The sequence below is a fragment of the Vibrio aerogenes genome, assembly GCF_024346755.1.
Classification (GTDB): Bacteria; Pseudomonadota; Gammaproteobacteria; order Enterobacterales; family Vibrionaceae; genus Vibrio; species Vibrio aerogenes.
Genome location: NZ_AP024862.1, coordinates 690,784 through 708,986 on the forward strand (window position 1 = coordinate 690,784; position 18,203 = coordinate 708,986).

The window sequence follows — 18,203 nt, forward strand, 5'->3', positions numbered from 1 at the left end:
AAACTGACTTTACAGTCGATATTTTCACAAACTTCTCTTTTTACACTGAGATGACTCGGTTTTATATCATTCGTTGGCGGGATTTTTTATGCAGTTAGTTCAGGGGTCCGGGGTTCATGCTTCTATGAACATACTTTCCGGCAAAAAAATGCTTCTCAAATGGGGAGTGTTACTCATCATCGGTATATGCAATGGTTATGCGAGTATTTTGATGTTTTCCCGTGGAGAACTGGCGTTTGCGATGTTAACCATCGTATTAACCGCGCTGGCGATCTATATATTCGGCAGCCGGAAAACATATGCGCATCGCTATATTTATCCGGGTATTGCCGGCATGATTTTGTTTATTTTATTTCCGTTGCTTTATACCGTCGGATTGTCATTTACCAATTACAGCGCTAAAAATCAGTTATCACTGGAACGTGCGCAATCTGTCTTGCTTGCTCAAACGTTTCGGAGCGGGAAAAACTTCCCCTTCACGCTTTATCAGGGGGAGGAAGGATACCGGATTATCATCAACGCTGGTGGCAAGCAGTTGACGACCGCCCCTTTTGATTTTCATAAACTATCTCGTGAGCGGATGAGTTTATCTGTATCTGATGCTTCCTTAGCCGGACTGAAGAAAGTCAAACTGAAAACTGTGATTCAACACCGCAAGCAATTAGGACAGACGACATTGCAGATGCCGGACGGTGCGCTAGTCAGAATGAATGGCCTAAGGAAATTTGCAGCGATTTCACCTTTATACAGCCGGATCGATAAGGGACAGACACTTCATAATCATCAGACAGGACAAGACCTCAAACCCAATATGTCGACAGGGTTTTATCAGCCGGTCGATGAAGCAGGGGCTTTTACAGGACAGCCCGTTTCTCCTGGTTTTATTGTCAGGACAGGCACGGCAAATTTTCAACGGGTCTGGCAGGATGAAGGCATCAAAGAACCCTTTGTCAGTATTTTTATCTGGACGGTGGTCTTCTCAGTTGCAACCGTTGTGTTGACACTGGCAATCGGCCTGATTTTGGCGAGTTTGGTGCAGTGGGAAGCTTTAAAGGGGCGTGCAGTGTACCGCGTGTTGCTCATCCTGCCTTATGCGGTGCCGGCATTTATTTCAATTCTTATCTTCAAAGGGTTATTTAACCAGAGTTTCGGTGAAATCAATCTGGTGCTTAAAGCGTTGTTTGGCCTCAGTCCTGCGTGGTTTTCTGATCCGTTTCTGGCGCGGTCTATGGTGATTATCGTCAATACCTGGCTGGGTTTTCCATATATGATGATTTTGTGCATGGGTTTACTCAAAGCGATTCCGGATGATTTATATGAGGCCTCTGCGATTGATGGCGCCGGGCCTTTCTATAATTTTATGAAAATTACCGTCCCACTCATGATTAAACCCCTGACGCCACTTTTGATTGCCAGTTTTGCATTTAACTTCAATAACTTTGTGATGATTTATCTGCTGACTTCCGGTGGTCCGAATATGATCGGTACGAGTGAGCCGGCTGGCTATACAGATCTGTTAGTCAGTTATACCTACCGGATTGCATTTGAAGGTAGTGGTGGCAGGGACTTCGGGCTGGCGAGTGCCATTGCAACCCTGATCTTCTTACTCGTGGGTGCACTGGCACTGTTTAATCTGCGTTTTACCCGTTTGGAACAGGACTAATGAGGAGCTGATGATGGCAATGGTACAAGGTAAAAATCAGAAATACCGGATCTGGGCAACTCATATTGCACTGTGGGTTTTTCTGTCAATGATCATTTTTCCGCTGCTGATGATTGTGGCGATTTCTTTCCGGGAAGGGAATTTCGCAACCGGTAGTCTGATTCCGGAAAACCCTTCGCTGGAGCACTGGAAACTGGCCCTTGGTTTTTCAGTGACCAATGCGGATGGTTCGGTGACACCCCCACCTTTTCCTGTGTTGCTCTGGCTATGGAACTCGGTGAAAATTGCCGGAATTTCATCGGTGTTTATCGTTGTATTATCAACAACTTCCGCATATGCATTTGCCCGGATGAAATTTGGTGGTAAGAGTCTCATTCTCAAAGCGATGATGATATTTCAGATGTTTCCGGCAGTACTGGCGCTGGTCGCTTTATATACTTTATTTGATAAGCTCGGTCAGTATATTCCGTTTTTAGGCCTGAATACCCACGGCGGGCTGATTTTCTCCTACCTGGGCGGGATTGCCTTGCATGTCTGGACGATCAAAGGATATTTCGAGACAATCGATCATTCACTGGAAGAGGCGGCGGCTCTGGACGGTGCGACACCATGGCAGGCATTTCGTCTGGTCCTGCTGCCCTTGTCTGTCCCCATTCTTGCCGTCGTGTTTATTTTGTCATTTATTATGGTTGTTGGCGAAGTACCGGTCGCCTCACTGCTGTTATCTGATATTAATAAATATACGCTGGCCGTTGGGATGCAACAGTATCTTTATCCGCAAAACTATTTGTGGGGGGACTTTGCAGCCGCAGCTGTGCTTTCAGCGGTGCCGATCACGGTTGTTTTTCTGTTGGCTCAGCGATGGCTGGTTGGTGGCCTGACCGCAGGCGGTGTCAAAGGATAAGTGTTGAACATGACGGTGCCGGGCTATCTTTGCCCGGCTTTGGCTGAGACTTCATTTGACCATTTTTAAATCATAACTGTCTTTATAACTCACTCATTTTTCAATGATATTTTCTGATCATTCATCACAGAACTGCTTCTTCATTACTCAACTTTGCTCATATTGTCTGATACTTAACAAAACTGAAGTATTCCACTAAAAAGAGGCTGGTTATGACCGAAACAGATGAAGAATCATCATTGCAATACTTGAATCATTTGCGGGATCAATTCAAAGTTTTGTCGGAAATATCTGTGTATCAGAAAAAGATTACCAGAAATTATCAGGACATGTTCTGGGGAGTTGAGCCATTTCAGGAGCTGATTAATCTTTGCCCGAAATTTCTTCAGCAGACGATTAACCCGTGGAGTTTTTCATTGATTAGTCTGACCAAAGAAATGAAAGGAAAAGCCGATCTGGAAGCTGATATTGTTCAGGAAGTTGCCAGCTACGGTAGTCAGTTGGGAACGGTGATCGACTTTCTTGAATTAATAGCTGAGAAAGAGAATATCAGTGGGGATTCATTTGCAGGTGACTCTCAAGACAAGGCCGTGTTTGATAAATTTGAATCATTGGTTAAGGAGATTCAAGAAGCAAAGATAAGGAAGTCTGAGACGTAGAATAAATAACACAAGGCGAATAACGCTGAATTAAAATAAATCATGATATGCCGGGTACTTCAGTCCCGGTTTTTTTATACCGCTGAGGTGGTGAAAATTTACTCAAACATTTCAGTTTTGTTAAGGTGTGTAAATTTAAGGTTAACCGTAGTAAAAATGTAACATTAATGTGACAAGTTTCTTATGCAAACACATTGACGATCAGTCCGGTTTGAAGCACCGGAATTGACCGAATTCAGGGAAAAAATAATGAGAAACTTGCAACGTCACCTGGCAATTGCCTGCAGCATGGTCAGTGCCGCAGCCTATGCTGATAATTGTTTAATGGAGTGTCCGGCCGGGGTCAATAACGGAAAAACAATTACCCGATCGGTTTATACACTGAAGAATAATGCAACGACTAAATTTGCCGATTGGGTCGCATATCATGTCACCACCAAGACCATCAGTGGGCCAACCCGGAAACGTAACTGGAAAACAGATCCTTCATTAGCTGATGGCAATACGCTGGAGCCATCTGACTATAAAAATGCATATGCGACGATTCATACCGATCGCGGACATCAGGTTCCACTGGCGTCATTCAGTAATACACCGGATTGGGCTCAGCTGAACTTCCTGTCGAATATTACACCGCAGTCTTCAGCGTTAAATCAGGGGCCGTGGAATAAACTTGAAAATGCCGTTCGGCAATATGTGAAATCAGGCCATGATGTGTATGTTGTCTCCGGGCCATTATATGAGAGCTATTTTGCTTCTTTGCCAAATACCGATAAAACTCATACGATTCCAAGTGGCTATTTTAAGGTGATTGCTGAAAAAAGCGGGAGTACAGTGAAAGCTTCTGCGTTTATTATGGAGCAAACTGCTGGTCGCTATGATGACTACTGTGATACTGAAGTTACCGTGAATGAAGCAGAACAAAGATCCGGTATTGATTTCATGCCCGGACTTTCTGTGATTGATGAGCCTGAAACAGAGGGCACTCTGGGCGGCTTGATAGCAGAGCTGGGCTGTTCCTGAAAAAATCTGATACTTGCCAGCCTCCTGTATCTCAGGGGGCTTGTTCCCTTTCTTCCTTTGTCGTGATAAAGATGTGATCAGCCTGTATTATTTACAATCGTTTGATTGCGCCATGCCATATTATTTATATTGCAGATGTGTTTCATTGAATAATAACTATCAGGTATATGATATATTTCAGGTATCTATTTTCTAAAGACACAGGATTTTACTATGTATCATTTTCGACCTTCCCATATTGCTTTACTGATGGTGGCCATCTCATGCAGCCTGACAGCAGGCAGTGCGTTGGCAACCACACAGAAATCCCAGCCGGTGTCTCAGTCTGAACAATGTATACAGGAATCTGCGTTGCTGGCGAAACTCAATACGATGGAAAAGAATCTGACCGGGCAGATCATGAGCCTGAAAAACCAGGTCTATTCACTGGAGAGCAAACTGGCAAGGCTCGAATATCAGACGGCTCAGGGCAGCAGCAGTCAATCTCACAGCGGTGTTCATGCATGGGCTTGTTTTCTCTCTCCTACATTTGAAAAACAGAAATTTATGGCGACATCGCTGAACAAATCTGCCGCGATCTTCGATGTGGTCAATCAGTGTCAGCAAGCTGGTATTGATGATTTTTACTGTAATGAATCGAATGTGACCTGTAAGGCCCGGTAAACTATCGTACCAAGTCTTCCCGGGACTGTATAAAAGATGGGTTACCGCATAAAATATCCTGAACGATGCATATCGGGGATGTTCAGGTATAATTGAAATGTGCAGTCCCGCCGGAAAGCCAAAAGAAGCAGGGAAGATCATGGTGCCAAATTCACTGACATTAGCAACATTTACCGAAGATGATTATGATCAATTGATTGGTTGGATCGATTCACCTGAACTGAATTATCTGTGGGGTGGGCCGTCATATAAATATCCGTTGACCCGGCGTCAGATCGTACGTCATTGCCGGCAACGGGAAGTCTTTCCTTTTCTGTTTCGGGTCAATGAACAACGTGCTGGTTTTGTTGAGCTGTATCAGATTGCTCCCCGGCATTACCGAATCTGCCGGGTATTTATTGCTGATGATTTTCGGGGACAGGGATTGTCAAAGCCGATGCTGTTGCTCCTGGCTGACAGAGCGAAGACAGACTTTGATTGTCTGTTGTTAAGTCTGGCTGTGTTTGGCCATAATCAGGTTGCCCGGCGTTGTTATGAATCACTTGGCTTTCAGATTACAGCGGTTGAGAAAGGGACCCGATCTTATGGGGGCGAACTATGGGACTTAGTCCGGATGGAAAAGTGGCTGACAGAATCTTATCGGTGAATACAGGAAAAATCATGGAAGTTTCATTTTTAGCGGATTATCCGCAGTATGCTGAACAAATCGCGCACTGGTATTTTGAGCAATGGGGATATTTAGTCCCTGAAATCACGATAGGAACAGTGAAAGAAAATGTCTTGAGAAAAGCGCAGAGCCGAAATGATATTCCACTGATATTTGTGATTCATCAGCAAGACAAACCCATCGGGGCCATTGAACTGAAATATCGTGAGAATGCCAATCATCCGGATTATGAACACTGGATTGGTGGTGTATATGTTTCTCCGGAATTCAGGGGGAAAGGGGTCGCAGGGCACTTACTGGAAACGGCAAAAAAACATGCGAGACAACTCGGGCTGACAAAACTTTATCTTCAGTGTGAAGATGACTATATCGGGTTGTACCGTAAATACGGTTTTCATGCTCTGCACCGGACAAATCATGGTGTGATGTCTACAACAGTGATGCTGTGGAATGTATGCGAAGAAAAAAACGATAAAACAGCAGAGCACGATGATGCTTAACCGTGATGAGAAAGACAAGGGTAAGCGGTTAATCTCTCTTGATTTTAGTGACGTTGTCACATGATTGTATCGATTTATAGTGTAAATAGTTTAGTTTAGTCCTGTCAATCGTTTGTATACAGGTCGATGGCTTTTCCGGTGCCGTGCTGAATTCAGGCATTTGTATTCATGTTTGGTCATGGCCGGGAAAGTGAAGTACTTTATATTTATCCACATCACTGACAACCCGGTTGCGGCCGCTTTCTTTGGCTTCGTAAAGGTTTTGGTCGGCAGAATCAAGCACCTGAGATAGTCCCGAACCTGACTCGAAAACGGATACGCCGATGCTCACAGTCACTTGCCCCACTTTTTCAAAATCGAATTGAGCAATGAGAGTGCAGAGCTTTTCTGCAACGTACTTCCCTTCTTCAATTTCAGTTTGGGGACAGACAACAATAAACTCTTCTCCGCCCCATCTGCCGACATAGTCAGTTTGCCGGATATTAAACCTGAACAGGTTTGAGACTTCTTTTAACACTTCATCGCCAATCAGGTGCCCGTAGTTATCATTGATTGCTTTAAAGTGGTCGACGTCAATCAGGAGCAGAGTGAAAGGAATACTGTATCTTTGTGTTCTTTGTTGCTCGATGTCCAGAATCCGGTTGATTTTTGACCGGTTAAACAGGCCGGTCAGGGTATCTTTTTCTGAGTAGCGTTCCAGATTCTTTTTGTCTGTAATATCAGTTGAAACAGAGATATATCCAATTTTTTCGCCGTCATCATTATATTTGGGAATGATATAACTGCTGACCCAGAAGCTTTGACCGGATTTGGATTTGTTGTGAAACTCTCCTTTCCAGCTCCGGCCGTCATTTAATTCCCGCCACATCACTGAAAAATCTTTTGGCTGGGCTTCATCAGTCTGGAATATGGATGAATGTTTTCCGATGAGTTCTCTTCTTTTGTAGCCACTCAGTGTACAAATCGCATCATTACACCGGGTAATATAGCCTTCCAGATCTGTATCAACAATCGGGACATGCTGGTCGATGATATTGGCATAAAGCTGATTGGTTTTGGTGATGCGCTGTAGTTCAAAAGCATTTTTCGACGGTGTATAAGAAATATATGCACCTAACGGAATCGCAACCAGCATGACAACCAATAAGGTAAAAAAGCTGGACTGAATCGCATCCCGGGCCAACGTGCTGTAGAGTTTCTCAGAAGGTTTTGCAACCAGCTTTAATCCTTCTCCATTGTTAAAAATGCCAGACATATCAAACATTTGTATGCTTGGATCGCCATTTTGCCGGATATGTTCATACTTCTGTCCCAATTCACTGCGGATGGTGTATCCTGACCTGGTATATCTTGACCAGTTTAAATCTGGTTCGGATGCACTTAAAATGAACCCTTCTTTATCAGCCAGATAAAGATCAAGTTCACTTGATTTGGTCAGAATCCTGAGCATATAGGAGGCATCCATATTTGCAATCACGATGCCTTTGAACGTATTTTTTTTCGTGTCAAATACCGGGGTGGAAACTCTGAGTGTTGGTTTATAAGGAACCTCAATTCTGCCGTTTTCGTTGTTAAGATCTAAGTGTGAAATGTAATAATCACCGCGGTGCATCCCTTTCGTCTTTTGAAAGTAGTAACGTTTATATTTATTTTGCAGGTCCCGGGTTTCGGTTTTCTTTATGCTCACTTCAGCATCAAGCCGCTGGATTTTTTCAATTTTTACAATTTCATCGCCATATTCATCCAGATATCTGAGTTGATAAATGTTCGAGCTTGAGCGAACAATATTGAGCATCGAATCTTCCAGCTTGAGTAAATACTGATTGATTGGTGATGTTGCATATTGTTCAGCAACCTGACTTTCAGAGAGAGAGCTGATTTTTCTTTTGGTATCTTCTATAAAAAAGCGTGAGGCACTTTCTGCCCGCTCAAACTGAAATTTAATTCTTTGTTCGACTAATTTTTCTGAAAAATTATAGAAGTAAAAATAACTGGCAAAAGAAGAAACCACAGCAATGACCAAGCCAAATAACAGAAAGTAGGAAATGTACTTTCTGTAGCTCTTTAAGAATGTCGGGGACATCATGTTCAATGATCCAGTTTCATAAACACTCTTATGAGCCTAAGACAAGAATTCATTATATTCAAATATTTATACCCAAATAGCCTCAACCGGTTCAGGCAACAATAATTTTCATTCCATTTGATTCATCCTGTAATCAGTGATAAATCTTCATCTTCAGATTGTTCGGATCACGGAAATAGCTCATGAAGAAAACAGTCATTGTTACTGGTGGTGGCAGGGGAATTGGCGCGGCAACATCGCGGCTGCTCGGAAAAGAAGGATATGCCGTGTGTGTGAATTATCGATCAGACAAAATCAGTGCGGAGGCCGTGGTCGCTGATATTCAGGCTGAAGGAGGAACTGCCTTTGCCTGTCAGGGGGATGTGTCGGATGAAAATGAGGTCATGGCTTTATTTGATGCTGCTGAGCAGGTACTCGGGCCGGTGACGCATCTGGTGAATAACGCTGGTATTCTGTTTGAACAAACATTGCTGGCGGAGATGAGCCTTGCCCGTTTCAATCAGGTTTTACTGACAAATGTGACCAGTTGCTTTTTATGTTGCCGGGAGTTTGTGCAGCGGATTTCGCAGGCAGGCGCCATTGTGAATGTGTCTTCTGCTGCTGCAAGAACAGGCGCACCATTTGAATATGTCGATTATGCCGCCTCAAAGGGCGCCATGGATTCGCTGACCAAAGGTCTTTCACTGGAAGTCGCCTCAAAGGGAATCCGGGTGAATACTGTGCGTCCGGGATTTATCCACACTGACATGCATGCTGATGGCGGAGAGCCGGGTCGGGTGGCCCGTTTATCGCCACAAATTCCAATGCAACGCGGCGGGGAACCCGAAGAAGTTGCTGAAGCGATTGTATGGCTATTGTCTGAAAAGGCTTCTTATGTGACCGGATCGTCAGTAGATTTAGCCGGAGGTAAATAAAAAATGAAGTTATACGGCAGAAAAACGTCATTTAATGTACAGAAAGTACTGTGGCTGTTGGAAGAACTCAACCTGTGCTATGAGCATATTGAATGTGGGGGCAGGTTCGGGGGGCTGGACACTGTGGAATTTATCCGGATGAATCCGATGCAGAAAGTACCGGTTCTGATCGATGGCGACCATGTCGTGTGGGAATCCCATACCATTCTCAGGTATCTTGCCGCTGAATTTGGTGGTGAAGCATGGTATTCAAAATGTGCTTACGAGCGTTCGCTCTCTGAACGCTGGATGGACTGGGGACACCTGACTTTTCAACAGGCATTCATGGATATGTTTTGGGGATATTACCGGAAGCCGGCAGAGAAAAGAGACATGGCGGCCGTTGATGAGGCATTGGCGCGCTGTATGCGTTGTCTGGCGCAGTTGGATCGGGCACTGGCTGAAAACGAATTTATTGCAGGTAAAACAATCAGTCTCGGGGATATCAGCACCGGTGCAATCCTTTACCGGTTGACATCTCAGGGGCTGGAGGTGCCATTACCAGAACATGTGGCACGCTGGTATGAGCAGTTAAAACAACGTTCCGGCTATCAGCGGTGGATTATGAGTGATTTTACGGAGCTGAAAGGCCGGGAAGATTTCTGAACTGAGCCTGATTGTGCGGGGGAATCATCAAGGTGCCTTGATGGCACCTTGCTGGATATTGTTGCTTGACCTGATACAAGATGACATTTCCTGTATCAGGGGAATCGGCAGATTCTTATTGTGTCTTCGCTGCACCTGATGGCCGACGTGTTCTGCGGCGCTGTCCGGCTGGCTTGGTTTTTCCTGCGGCATCTGAAGGGTGTGTTTGCTGATTCAGGGGCTTCTTGCCCGAAGGTTTCCTCTGCTTTGAACGGCCTTCGCCGGATGTCTTTCCCTGGTGCATTCCCTGATGTTGATTAGAGCTGGGTTGGCCAGATCTGGCTGTTGCCGTTGTTCCATCTGACCGGCGGGGTTGACGGCGTTTTGGTTTTTGAGATGAAGCTGAAGACGCTTGCCCGGCGGTATCCGGTTTCCGGCCTTCAGTTGTTTTTACTTTCTTCGGCTTTTTGGGCTTTTTCGGCTTGATCGGGCGCGTGTCCAGCTTTGATTCCGGCAGTGGATTGGTTGGCTGGTAACCATTGAGTGCCAGGCGTGGCAGCAATTGTTGTGTCAGGCGTTCGATCGCAAACAGATCCGGCGCTTCAATGGCTGAAACCAGTGAAATTGCTTTCCCTGTTTCTCCGGCCCGCCCTGTCCGGCCGATCCGGTGGACATAATCCTGCGGCACTTTCGGCAGTTCAAAGTTCACGACCTGAGGTAGTTGCGGAATATCGATCCCGCGGGCTGCAATATCTGTGGCAACCAGTACACGCAGCTGACCGGATTTAAAATCAGCCAGTGCTTTTGTCCGCGCGCCCTGACTTTTGTTCCCGTGAATAGCCGCTGCTGCCAGTTTCTCATTGGTCAAAAACGCAGCCAGGCGGTTGGCTCCATGCTTGGTCCGGGTAAATACCAGCACCTGTTGCCAGTTTCCTTCTTTGATCAGTTTCGCCAGCATGGGCGGTTTTTTCTTGACGTCCGCCGGATAAATACACTGTTCAACAGTCCGGGCGGTAGAATTTGCCGGGTTAACCGAAATTTCAACCGGGTTATTGACCAGTCCCTTCGCTAAGTCACGAATTTCCTGAGAAAATGTGGCGGAGAACAGCAGGTTCTGACGTTTTGCCGGGAGAACTTTCAGAATTTTACGGACATCACGCAAAAAGCCCATATCCAGCATCCGGTCTGCTTCATCCAGAACCAGAACTTCCAGTTGTGCGAACTTCACCGCATTCTGCTGATGTAAATCCAGCAACCGTCCCGGTGTCGCGACCAGAATATCGGCACCTTTTGTCAGACGCTGCATCTGTGGATTGATTTTGACGCCACCAAACACCACGGTGCTGCTGAGTGATAAATGACGGCTGTAAGTCTCAATATTATCCTGAATTTGTGCAGCCAGCTCGCGGGTTGGTGTCAGTATCAGTGCCCGGACGTGGTTGCTGCGAACCCGGGCTCCGTGAGTCAGGCGTTCCAGTATAGGGAGTGTAAAGCCTGCGGTTTTACCCGTGCCGGTTTGTGCAGCAGCCATCACATCGTGACCTTTCAGTACGGCCGGAATGGCTTGCGCCTGAACAGGTGAAGGTGTGTCGTAGCCGATTTCCTGTATGGCGCGAAGGATTGGTGCAGACAGACCTAACGAGGTAAAACCCATAGTTGATTCTCAATAGTTGATGGAAAAGAAAATTCGCCCCGGTTTCATGGTGGCGAAAGGTGCAATATTCTGAGGCTTTCAGGCGCTGGCTGCAACTGATAATTGAGATTTTATAACCGAACAGACCTCAGAAGGCGGTTTAGCGGGTTTAATGAGTTTCCGGGACAGACATTTTCTTTCCTGTGTTTATATACAGTAATATGAGACTCATTTATAATCCTCCGGTATTGTACACCCACACAACCTGAAGATATTGTGTCCAGGTCATTTGGTATAATTAGTGGAGCACTCACCCATGTATGAGCAAATCGAACCGGGTATCAGAGAATTAGTTCAGGAATTTATCGCATCCGGAAAACCCTGTTCTTCAAAACAAACGATTCAGCAACGCAGGGAAGGGTATGTTGCCAGTACTTCACTGGCAGGCCAGAGCCCGGACATGGCAGAAGAGTTTATCTGTGAATTGAATGGCATTCAGTTAAAAGTGTTTAAACCCGTGGTGCGGCATGATTTACCCGTGATTGTCTATTTTCATGGCGGTTGTTTTGTGAGTGGTGGCTTTGAGACTCACACACCCCAGTTAAGACAGCTGGCGCAGTTGTCGGAATGCATGGTCATTTGTATCAGGTATCGTTTAGCGCCTGAACATGTTTATCCGGCAGCCCATGATGATGTTTATCAGGCTGTACTTGGCATCCAAGATTCAGCAGTGCGCTTGGGAGTGGATTCGCAGCGGATGTTTTTTATCGGTGACAGTGCCGGAGCGCAGCTGGCGCTGGTGACTTCACTACGTTTGAAGCAAAGGCAGCAAGGGTTGCCCTCCGGACAGATTTTGATTTATCCAATGCTCGATCCGTTTGGTTCATCACACAGTTATCAGATGAACGGACAAGATTATATGATTACGGCGCAGGCACTCCTTTCGGGTTTTGCGATGTATACAGCCAATCAAACCGTTGAATCTGTGTGCAGTAATCCGGAGTTACATCCATTACAGGCGGCAGATTTGTCCGGATTGCCTCAAACATGGATTATTACGGCTGAATTTGATCCGCTGAAAGATGAGGGTTTTACGCTGTATGAACGTCTCCGGACACAAGGTGTAACCGTTCAGCATAAGCATTATGCAGGTGTGATCCATGGATTCTTTCAGTTAGCTGGCGTCAGCCAGTCTGCGGTTTCATGCATTCACTATATTGCACAAGCGGTGAAAGAAGCATTTTAGCTCACAGCCCCATGATGTGACTCCAACTATTTAAGGTAATGATGTGACCAACATTCTTTTTATATGCAGCAGAAATCAGTGGCGCAGTCCGACCGGTGAACAGGTGTGGAAAAACCATCCGGGGCTTGAGGTCCGCTCTGCCGGAACCAGCCCGAAAGCGAAAAGAACGGTCAGTGCCAAAGATATTCAATGGGCCGATGTGATCTTTGTGATGGAAGAAAAACATAAAAACAGGCTGAAAGCGTCATTTACCCGATTGCTTCAGTACAAAGACATTCAGGTCTTAGATATCCCGGATGATTATCAGTATATGGATCGTGAGTTGGTAGAAATTATGCGGCAAACCGTTGGAGATTATCTGGGGTTGTCGTAACGATCTGATTTATCGGAATTAAGTGCCTATCGGGAAGAGACGATGTTCAGATTTAAAACATGCATGACCCTGTGTATGGTGTCCCAGCGGGGCTGCGTTTTGCCGTTCAATGAACGGTAGAGGTTCTCCCTGTTAAGGCCGGCGGCTTTGGCAACATGAGTCATGCCCCGTTTTTTTACCAGATAACCGAGCGCTTCAATAAAAACCCGTGAATCTTCATTATAAAAGCAATCACACAGGAAGCTGTTAATTTCTTCCTGAGTTTCCATGAAATCAAATGGATTATAAGGGTAGGTTTTTTCGCCCATAATTTATTTCTCCAGATTGTTCAGGATTCGTTTTGCAGTTTGGATATCCGTTTGTTGTGTGCCTTTATGCCCACCATGAATCAGCAGAATTAATTCATATTCCTGAAGGGCGAAATATATCCGGTAACCTTTGGATACAAACAACCGCATTTCAAAGACCCCACCACCAACCGTTTTGATATCTCCGAAATTGCCCAGACTGGCCCGGATAATTCTTCGTTCAATCGCACTGATTGCCTGTCTGTCCTTTAATTTTGACATCCAGAGGATAAAGCTTTTCGTTCTTCTGACCTGATATCTCATGAAAAGTGTAGTGTTTACGCTACGTAATGGCAATCACTAAGGTTACTTTTATCTCAGAAGCCAAAAGTGTGGTTTTTGTATGAGGTTTTGTGAGCTATAGCGGGTTTGAAGGGATGGGATTAATTCTGTCAACTAAGTCAGGCCATGTTCATGATGATACTTAAATAAAACGCAGGTGGTTAAATATGAAAAATACAATGAGTGAATTAGAATCGATTATTGATGATACAGAATTGGCAATATTGGCATTGACCTCAACAATGCTTTGCGAAAATGTTGGTGTTTGTGCACTACAAAAACTTTTGGCTGGTGTGAGTCATAAAGCAAAGGTGCTGCTTGAACTGGAGACCAGTAAAAAGTCTGAAAAATCTCATTAAAGCATACAGGCCCGGCAACGATTAGGTGAGCAGGCAGTGCAGGAAACATTTCAGGCTTTGGCAACTCACCACTTTCATCACCAGAAACTTGAAGCGGAATAATCGGGACAGACGCTAAAATCAGGGACAGACGCTAAAATCAAATCATCTTCCCTATAAAAATTACCGGCCTTTAATGTGACCGGAAAACAGGCCGGCATCGTCAGGGCAATTTCAAACCTGAATCATAGATGATATACAAGTTTGTGTGCTAAATTGCATCAATACCAGATGATTATGCATAAGGAAATGATGATGGATGTGATCTCGTTTTTTATCAGTACTGTGGCTGGTGGCGTATTTTATGATGCGATTAAAAGCGGCACACTGATTACGGGAGAATGGCTGAAAGATCAATTGAAACAACAGCAAATTTCTATGCCGGTTGATCAACCAGCACTTGATGCATGGGCTGATGAATTACAGAATGTGCCATCTTATGCCAGGTCTTCCCCTGAAGCGTTAAAAGAATACCTTGGTTCTCAGCATGTCCGTCCGGTTCTCGAAAAACACCTGAAACAGACGCATATCCATATTGAAGGAGATAATTCCGGTATTGTCATTGGTGGTGATGTGTATGGGGGAGTTCATCAAAAATGACAGGAACACAGATTGGCAGAGATAATTCAGGGGTTAGTATCGGTGGTGATGTTGAAGGTGGTGTACATTTTCATACCAGGCTAAACCAGACGAAGCAACTTCCCAGAGTCTTGTCATCACTGCCACAGTTTTTATCAGAATCACTCATTGGCCGTCAGTCTGTTGAACAGTCTTTGTATCAGACATTAACCAATCAGGAGACGACGTCTGTCAGATTATTGCTTCAGGGAATCGGGGGCATCGGAAAAACGTCATTAGCAAAAGCTTTATTTGCCCGCAGCTATGCAGACGATAGTTTCAGCCATTTAATCTGGCTTCATGCCAATAATCCGAATGAACTTGCACGGCTCGCTCAGTCCCTGAATGTTGATGTGACACAGGAACACTGGCCGCAACAACTCACGCAAACTTTATCCAATTTACCGGGGCCATGTCTGGCCGTTATTGATAATTTGTCTCAGGAAACTCAACAGCAGTTTACACTATTGATGCGTTGTCCGAACTGGCGGATTTTAGCAACAAGCCGCCATCAACTGGGTGGTTTTCACAAAGAACATATTCAATTTCTGGCTGAAGAAGAATGTATTGAACTCTATCTTCAGCACTGTGAATTTGACGATGACCGAGAGCAGGTTCGCAAGCTGGTGCAGCAGGCTGGTTATCACACGCTGGTGGTTGAATTATTTGGCAAGACAGCCGCGAATTCGGGCACAACAGCCGCTGATTTATGCCAGACCCTGACAAATACAGGGTTTGATTTATCATCAACCTGTCAGGAAACCGTAGAAGCTTGCTATGGGGAACAAGAGCAGTTTAGTGAACAATTGCTGTATGACCACATCCGGATGCTTTTTGATATAGCAACTCTGGATGACGTGCAGAAAATCATCCTCAAACAAATTGCTGTGCTGGGAACCAGCGCACATGCCGCAGACCACCTGACGCAATGGTTGTCTTTAGACAATAAAACGCCGCTGCAAAAGTTGGTCAAAACAGGGTGGCTTCAGCGTTCACAAGATGAAAATAATCAACAATTTTTTAGTCTGCACCCGGTAATTGTCGATGTTGCATGTCGTGAGATTTATCTGACGGATGAAATAACCGACCGGTTGACTGAAAACGTGGTTGAATCACTTGCTGTGGGGGAAACCGGGCATGGTATTGAGCATCAGGATAAGTTTGCAGCCGCCGGGGCTTTTGCTCAGTATCTTTGGGATATTCAAAACAGGCATGAACTACCTTTAGTATTTTTGATGAATCAACTGGGATATTGTTTGTATCAATCTGGGTTGTATCCGGAGGCTTTGCCGCTGTTTCAGCGCGCGTTAGCGATTTGTGAAGCGAGCTTAGGAGAAAGTCACCCGGATGTGGCGACCAGCCTGAATAATCTGGCGGGATTATATAAGTCACAGGGCCAGTATCCGAAGGCTTTGCCGCTGTATGAGCGGGCGTTAGCGATTCGTGAAGCGAGCTTAGGAGAAAGTCACCCGGATGTAGCGGGGAGCCTGAATAATCTGGCTGGGTTGTATCAGTCACAGGGCCAGTATCCGGAGGCTTTGCCGCTGTTTCAGCGCGCGTTAGCGATTTGTGAAGCGAGCTTAGGAGAAAGTCACCCGGATGTGGCGACCAGCCTGAATAATCTGGCTTTGTTGTATGATTCACAGGGCCAGTATCCGAAGGCTTTGCCGCTGTATGAGCGGGCGTTAGCGATTTATGAAGCGAGCTTAGGAGAAAGTCACCCGTCAGTGGCGACCAGCCTGAATAATCTGGCTTTGTTGTATGATTCACAGGGCCAGTATCCGAAGGCTTTGCCGCTGTATGAGCGGGCGTTAGCGATTCGTGAAGCGAGCTTAGGAGAAAGTCACCCGTCAGTGGCGACCAGCCTGAATAATCTGGCGGGATTATATAAGTCACAGGGCCAGTATCCGGAGGCTTTGCCGCTGTATGAGCGGGCGTTAGCGATTCGTGAAGCGAGCTTAGGAGAAAGTCACCCGTCTGTGGCGACCAGCCTGAATAATCTGGCTTTGTTGTATAAGTCACAGGGCCAGTATCCGGAGGCTTTGCCGCTGTATGAGCGGGCGTTAGCGATTCGTGAAGCGAGCTTAGGAGAAAGTCACCCGGATGTGGCGACCAGCCTGAATAATCTGGCTGGGTTGTATCTGTCACAAGGCCAGTATCAGGAGGCTTTGCCGCTGGTTCAGCGTGCGCTCAATATTATGAAAGATATCCTGGGTGCGGCGCACCCGAATACGGTGATCATTGCTAATAATCTGGACTACGTGAAAAAGCATATAAAATAGCGCTGTCATCCGGTATTAAAGCGTGTGTCCTTGGTTCACTCTCCTCTTTTCACCAAAAAAGGCGCAACCCTGCGCCTTTTTCCATCTGAATTCATGCAGAAAAAATTACTTTTTGCGTGAAAATTCACATCGCAACCAGATAGACTGGCCTTCAACTTTACCGGAGAACAGATCAGGGTCATCCTGCGCGAGGCCAATGTTTCTCACCACTGTGCCTTGTTTGACCACCATGCTGGAGCCTTTCACCGGCAGGTCTTTGATAATTGTGACGTCGTCACCTTTTTTCAGTTCTGCACCGTTGCAATCGACGTGCTTCTGGCCGTCTTCGTCCATGCCGATCTCGGCCCACTTGGCGACGTCTTCTTCCATGTACATCATGTCTACCAAATCCTGCGCCCAGCCCTCGGATTCAGACAGGCGTTTTAACTGACGCCATGCAGCGACCTGTACCGGTGGGACCTGACTCCACATACTGTCGTTCAGGCAACGCCAGTGGTTTGCATCAGCCGTTTCCGGGTTTTCAATCTGTTCACGGCAGGTATCACACAGCATAATCGCGTGATCAACGGTAACCTGAGTATGGGGTGCCACCACAAATGGCTGAAGCGGAGATGTTGCTGAGCACAGCTCGCATGCTGAACCACAGCGTTCTAATAAAGTTGCTTCTGTAGACATCGCATCTTGATCCTGTCTGAAAAATTAAGGGGGTATTATCCATTCTGTGACACGAAATGAAAGGATTAATCGATAAATAGTATGAGATAAACCGCGATATCGGCGCTCATGATAGACTAAACCGGTGAATTGTGAATGTGCTGATGTTGTGGAACGATATCTGAACCACGCAATGCCGGGCAAAAAAGAGGAACAGCATGAAAATCTGGAAAAAACCAATTGATGTGGATGTGTTAAACCAGACATCGCCAAATACGTTAATCGAACACCTGAACATTGTGTATAGCGAGGTTACGGATCATTCAGTCTCGGCCACCATGCCGGTATGCAGCTTTACCCATCAGCCTTTGGGCATGTTACACGGCGGGGCATCTGTGGTGCTTGCGGAGACTCTGGGCTCGGTGGCGGCGAATTTCTGTGTCGATGATGATCACTACGCTGTCGGGCTGGATATCAATGCCAATCATATCCGGGCAATGTATAAAGGGGAAGTTACCGGTACGGCGGAGCCGGTTCATCTGGGTGTTTCGACTCAGGTGTGGCAAATCAATATCACTGATGAACGGGGACGGTTGGTTTGTCAGAGTCGGTTAACGGTCATGGTGAAGAAAAAGCGTGATCGCCGCGACTAATTCCATGAAAGCAT

At 45.8% G+C, this 18,203-nt stretch carries 20 protein-coding genes; 15 read left to right on the top strand and 5 right to left on the bottom strand.

The genetic code is table 11. The features are described from left to right. Positions 1–88 precede the first annotated feature (88 nt). The 7 genes from malF to OCV29_RS20705 all read left to right on the top strand — a co-directional run bounded on the left by malF (position 89) and on the right by OCV29_RS20705 (position 6,079). Positions 89–1,663, top strand: a complete 1,575-nt coding sequence (gene malF, locus OCV29_RS20675) for a maltose ABC transporter permease MalF (protein WP_073602008.1) — start codon at positions 89–91, stop codon at positions 1,661–1,663. Positions 1,664–1,676: 13 nt separating this feature from the next. After that, the gene (malG, locus tag OCV29_RS20680) at positions 1,677–2,567 is read left to right on the top strand and encodes a maltose ABC transporter permease MalG (protein WP_073602009.1); all 891 of its coding nucleotides are present in this window, start codon (positions 1,677–1,679) and stop codon (positions 2,565–2,567) included. 212 nt (positions 2,568–2,779) lie between these two features. Next, on the top strand, positions 2,780–3,226 hold the full coding sequence (locus OCV29_RS20685; RefSeq protein WP_073602010.1) for a hypothetical protein: 447 nt from the start codon (positions 2,780–2,782) through the stop codon (positions 3,224–3,226). 249 nt (positions 3,227–3,475) lie between these two features. Further along, positions 3,476–4,249: a DNA/RNA non-specific endonuclease gene (locus OCV29_RS20690; RefSeq protein WP_073602011.1), complete on the top strand. Its 774-nt coding sequence runs from the start codon at positions 3,476–3,478 to the stop codon at positions 4,247–4,249. 213 nt (positions 4,250–4,462) lie between these two features. After that, the gene (locus tag OCV29_RS20695) at positions 4,463–4,912 is read left to right on the top strand and encodes a hypothetical protein (protein ID WP_073602012.1); all 450 of its coding nucleotides are present in this window, start codon (positions 4,463–4,465) and stop codon (positions 4,910–4,912) included. A gap of 154 nt (positions 4,913–5,066) precedes the next feature. Then, positions 5,067–5,558, top strand: a complete 492-nt coding sequence (locus tag OCV29_RS20700; protein WP_073602031.1) for a GNAT family N-acetyltransferase — start codon at positions 5,067–5,069, stop codon at positions 5,556–5,558. 14 nt (positions 5,559–5,572) lie between these two features. Continuing rightward, a complete protein-coding gene (locus OCV29_RS20705; RefSeq protein ID WP_073602013.1) occupies positions 5,573–6,079 on the top strand; it encodes a GNAT family N-acetyltransferase in 507 nt (168 codons plus the stop codon). A 166-nt stretch (positions 6,080–6,245) separates the two neighbouring features. Here the strand turns inward: OCV29_RS20705 and OCV29_RS20710 are convergent, their stop codons facing one another. Then, entirely contained in the window at positions 6,246–8,165 is a 1,920-nt protein-coding gene (locus OCV29_RS20710; RefSeq protein WP_073602014.1) for a sensor domain-containing diguanylate cyclase, read from the bottom strand. 182 nt (positions 8,166–8,347) lie between these two features. Here OCV29_RS20710 and OCV29_RS20715 point away from each other — a divergent pair, with 182 nt between their 5' ends. Both OCV29_RS20715 and OCV29_RS20720 read left to right on the top strand, forming a co-directional pair. Then, positions 8,348–9,079: an SDR family oxidoreductase gene (locus OCV29_RS20715; RefSeq protein ID WP_073602015.1), complete on the top strand. Its 732-nt coding sequence runs from the start codon at positions 8,348–8,350 to the stop codon at positions 9,077–9,079. Positions 9,080–9,082: 3 nt separating this feature from the next. After that, positions 9,083–9,724 (top strand): glutathione S-transferase family protein, encoded by a 642-nt coding sequence (locus OCV29_RS20720; RefSeq protein WP_073602016.1) that lies wholly within the window; start codon positions 9,083–9,085, stop codon positions 9,722–9,724. Positions 9,725–9,839: 115 nt separating this feature from the next. Here OCV29_RS20720 and OCV29_RS20725 read toward each other — a convergent pair whose 3' ends face one another. Beyond that, positions 9,840–11,357, bottom strand: coding sequence for a DEAD/DEAH box helicase (locus OCV29_RS20725; protein WP_073602017.1), 1,518 nt, complete (start codon positions 11,355–11,357; stop codon positions 9,840–9,842). Between the two features lie 295 nt (positions 11,358–11,652). Between OCV29_RS20725 and OCV29_RS20730 the strand changes: the two genes are divergently transcribed. After that, entirely contained in the window at positions 11,653–12,582 is a 930-nt protein-coding gene (locus tag OCV29_RS20730) for an alpha/beta hydrolase (protein ID WP_073602018.1), read from the top strand. A gap of 43 nt (positions 12,583–12,625) precedes the next feature. Next, positions 12,626–12,955, top strand: a complete 330-nt coding sequence (locus tag OCV29_RS20735) for a low molecular weight protein tyrosine phosphatase family protein (protein WP_073602019.1) — start codon at positions 12,626–12,628, stop codon at positions 12,953–12,955. Between the two features lie 26 nt (positions 12,956–12,981). Here OCV29_RS20735 and OCV29_RS20740 read toward each other — a convergent pair whose 3' ends face one another. Further along, positions 12,982–13,263: an addiction module antidote protein gene (locus OCV29_RS20740; RefSeq protein WP_073602020.1), complete on the bottom strand. Its 282-nt coding sequence runs from the start codon at positions 13,261–13,263 to the stop codon at positions 12,982–12,984. A gap of 3 nt (positions 13,264–13,266) precedes the next feature. Next, positions 13,267–13,566, bottom strand: coding sequence for a type II toxin-antitoxin system RelE/ParE family toxin (locus tag OCV29_RS20745; protein WP_073602021.1), 300 nt, complete (start codon positions 13,564–13,566; stop codon positions 13,267–13,269). Between the two features lie 185 nt (positions 13,567–13,751). Between OCV29_RS20745 and OCV29_RS20750 the strand changes: the two genes are divergently transcribed. The 3 genes from OCV29_RS20750 to OCV29_RS20760 all read left to right on the top strand — a co-directional run bounded on the left by OCV29_RS20750 (position 13,752) and on the right by OCV29_RS20760 (position 16,882). Further along, positions 13,752–13,943, top strand: a complete 192-nt coding sequence (locus OCV29_RS20750) for a hypothetical protein (protein ID WP_073602022.1) — start codon at positions 13,752–13,754, stop codon at positions 13,941–13,943. A gap of 276 nt (positions 13,944–14,219) precedes the next feature. After that, positions 14,220–14,582 carry a hypothetical protein gene (locus tag OCV29_RS20755; protein ID WP_139281480.1) on the top strand — a complete coding sequence of 121 codons (363 nt, stop codon included), beginning with the start codon at positions 14,220–14,222 and terminating at the stop codon, positions 14,580–14,582. After that, a complete protein-coding gene (locus OCV29_RS20760) occupies positions 14,579–16,882 on the top strand; it encodes a tetratricopeptide repeat protein (RefSeq protein WP_261887397.1) in 2,304 nt (767 codons plus the stop codon). The genes OCV29_RS20755 and OCV29_RS20760 overlap by 4 nt, the downstream gene beginning before the upstream one ends. A gap of 105 nt (positions 16,883–16,987) precedes the next feature. Here OCV29_RS20760 and OCV29_RS20765 read toward each other — a convergent pair whose 3' ends face one another. Continuing rightward, positions 16,988–17,557 (bottom strand): PhnA domain-containing protein, encoded by a 570-nt coding sequence (locus tag OCV29_RS20765; protein WP_073606208.1) that lies wholly within the window; start codon positions 17,555–17,557, stop codon positions 16,988–16,990. 197 nt (positions 17,558–17,754) lie between these two features. Here OCV29_RS20765 and OCV29_RS20770 point away from each other — a divergent pair, with 197 nt between their 5' ends. Continuing rightward, positions 17,755–18,189 carry a hotdog fold thioesterase gene (locus tag OCV29_RS20770; protein ID WP_073606209.1) on the top strand — a complete coding sequence of 145 codons (435 nt, stop codon included), beginning with the start codon at positions 17,755–17,757 and terminating at the stop codon, positions 18,187–18,189. Positions 18,190–18,203: the final 14 nt, after the last annotated feature.

Bases quoted from the DNA above. Each gene is read 5' to 3' on its own strand.
- OCV29_RS20765 (WP_073606208.1), bottom strand. From the start codon at position 17,557: ATGTCTACAGAAGCAACTTTATTAGAACGCTGTGGTTCAGCATGCGAG.
- OCV29_RS20685 (WP_073602010.1), top strand. From the start codon at position 2,780: ATGACCGAAACAGATGAAGAATCATCATTGCAATACTTGAATCATTTG.
- OCV29_RS20695 (WP_073602012.1), top strand. From the start codon at position 4,463: ATGTATCATTTTCGACCTTCCCATATTGCTTTACTGATGGTGGCCATC.
- OCV29_RS20730 (WP_073602018.1), top strand. From the start codon at position 11,653: ATGTATGAGCAAATCGAACCGGGTATCAGAGAATTAGTTCAGGAATTT.
- OCV29_RS20750 (WP_073602022.1), top strand. From the start codon at position 13,752: ATGAAAAATACAATGAGTGAATTAGAATCGATTATTGATGATACAGAA.
- OCV29_RS20705 (WP_073602013.1), top strand. From the start codon at position 5,573: ATGGAAGTTTCATTTTTAGCGGATTATCCGCAGTATGCTGAACAAATC.
- OCV29_RS20710 (WP_073602014.1), bottom strand. From the start codon at position 8,165: ATGATGTCCCCGACATTCTTAAAGAGCTACAGAAAGTACATTTCCTAC.
- OCV29_RS20690 (WP_073602011.1), top strand. From the start codon at position 3,476: ATGAGAAACTTGCAACGTCACCTGGCAATTGCCTGCAGCATGGTCAGT.
- OCV29_RS20720 (WP_073602016.1), top strand. From the start codon at position 9,083: ATGAAGTTATACGGCAGAAAAACGTCATTTAATGTACAGAAAGTACTG.
- OCV29_RS20755 (WP_139281480.1), top strand. From the start codon at position 14,220: ATGCATAAGGAAATGATGATGGATGTGATCTCGTTTTTTATCAGTACT.
- OCV29_RS20725 (WP_073602017.1), bottom strand. From the start codon at position 11,357: ATGGGTTTTACCTCGTTAGGTCTGTCTGCACCAATCCTTCGCGCCATA.
- malF (WP_073602008.1), top strand. From the start codon at position 89: ATGCAGTTAGTTCAGGGGTCCGGGGTTCATGCTTCTATGAACATACTT.
- malG (WP_073602009.1), top strand. From the start codon at position 1,677: ATGGCAATGGTACAAGGTAAAAATCAGAAATACCGGATCTGGGCAACT.
- OCV29_RS20770 (WP_073606209.1), top strand. From the start codon at position 17,755: ATGAAAATCTGGAAAAAACCAATTGATGTGGATGTGTTAAACCAGACA.
- OCV29_RS20760 (WP_261887397.1), top strand. From the start codon at position 14,579: ATGACAGGAACACAGATTGGCAGAGATAATTCAGGGGTTAGTATCGGT.
- OCV29_RS20715 (WP_073602015.1), top strand. From the start codon at position 8,348: ATGAAGAAAACAGTCATTGTTACTGGTGGTGGCAGGGGAATTGGCGCG.
- OCV29_RS20740 (WP_073602020.1), bottom strand. From the start codon at position 13,263: ATGGGCGAAAAAACCTACCCTTATAATCCATTTGATTTCATGGAAACT.
- OCV29_RS20745 (WP_073602021.1), bottom strand. From the start codon at position 13,566: ATGAGATATCAGGTCAGAAGAACGAAAAGCTTTATCCTCTGGATGTCA.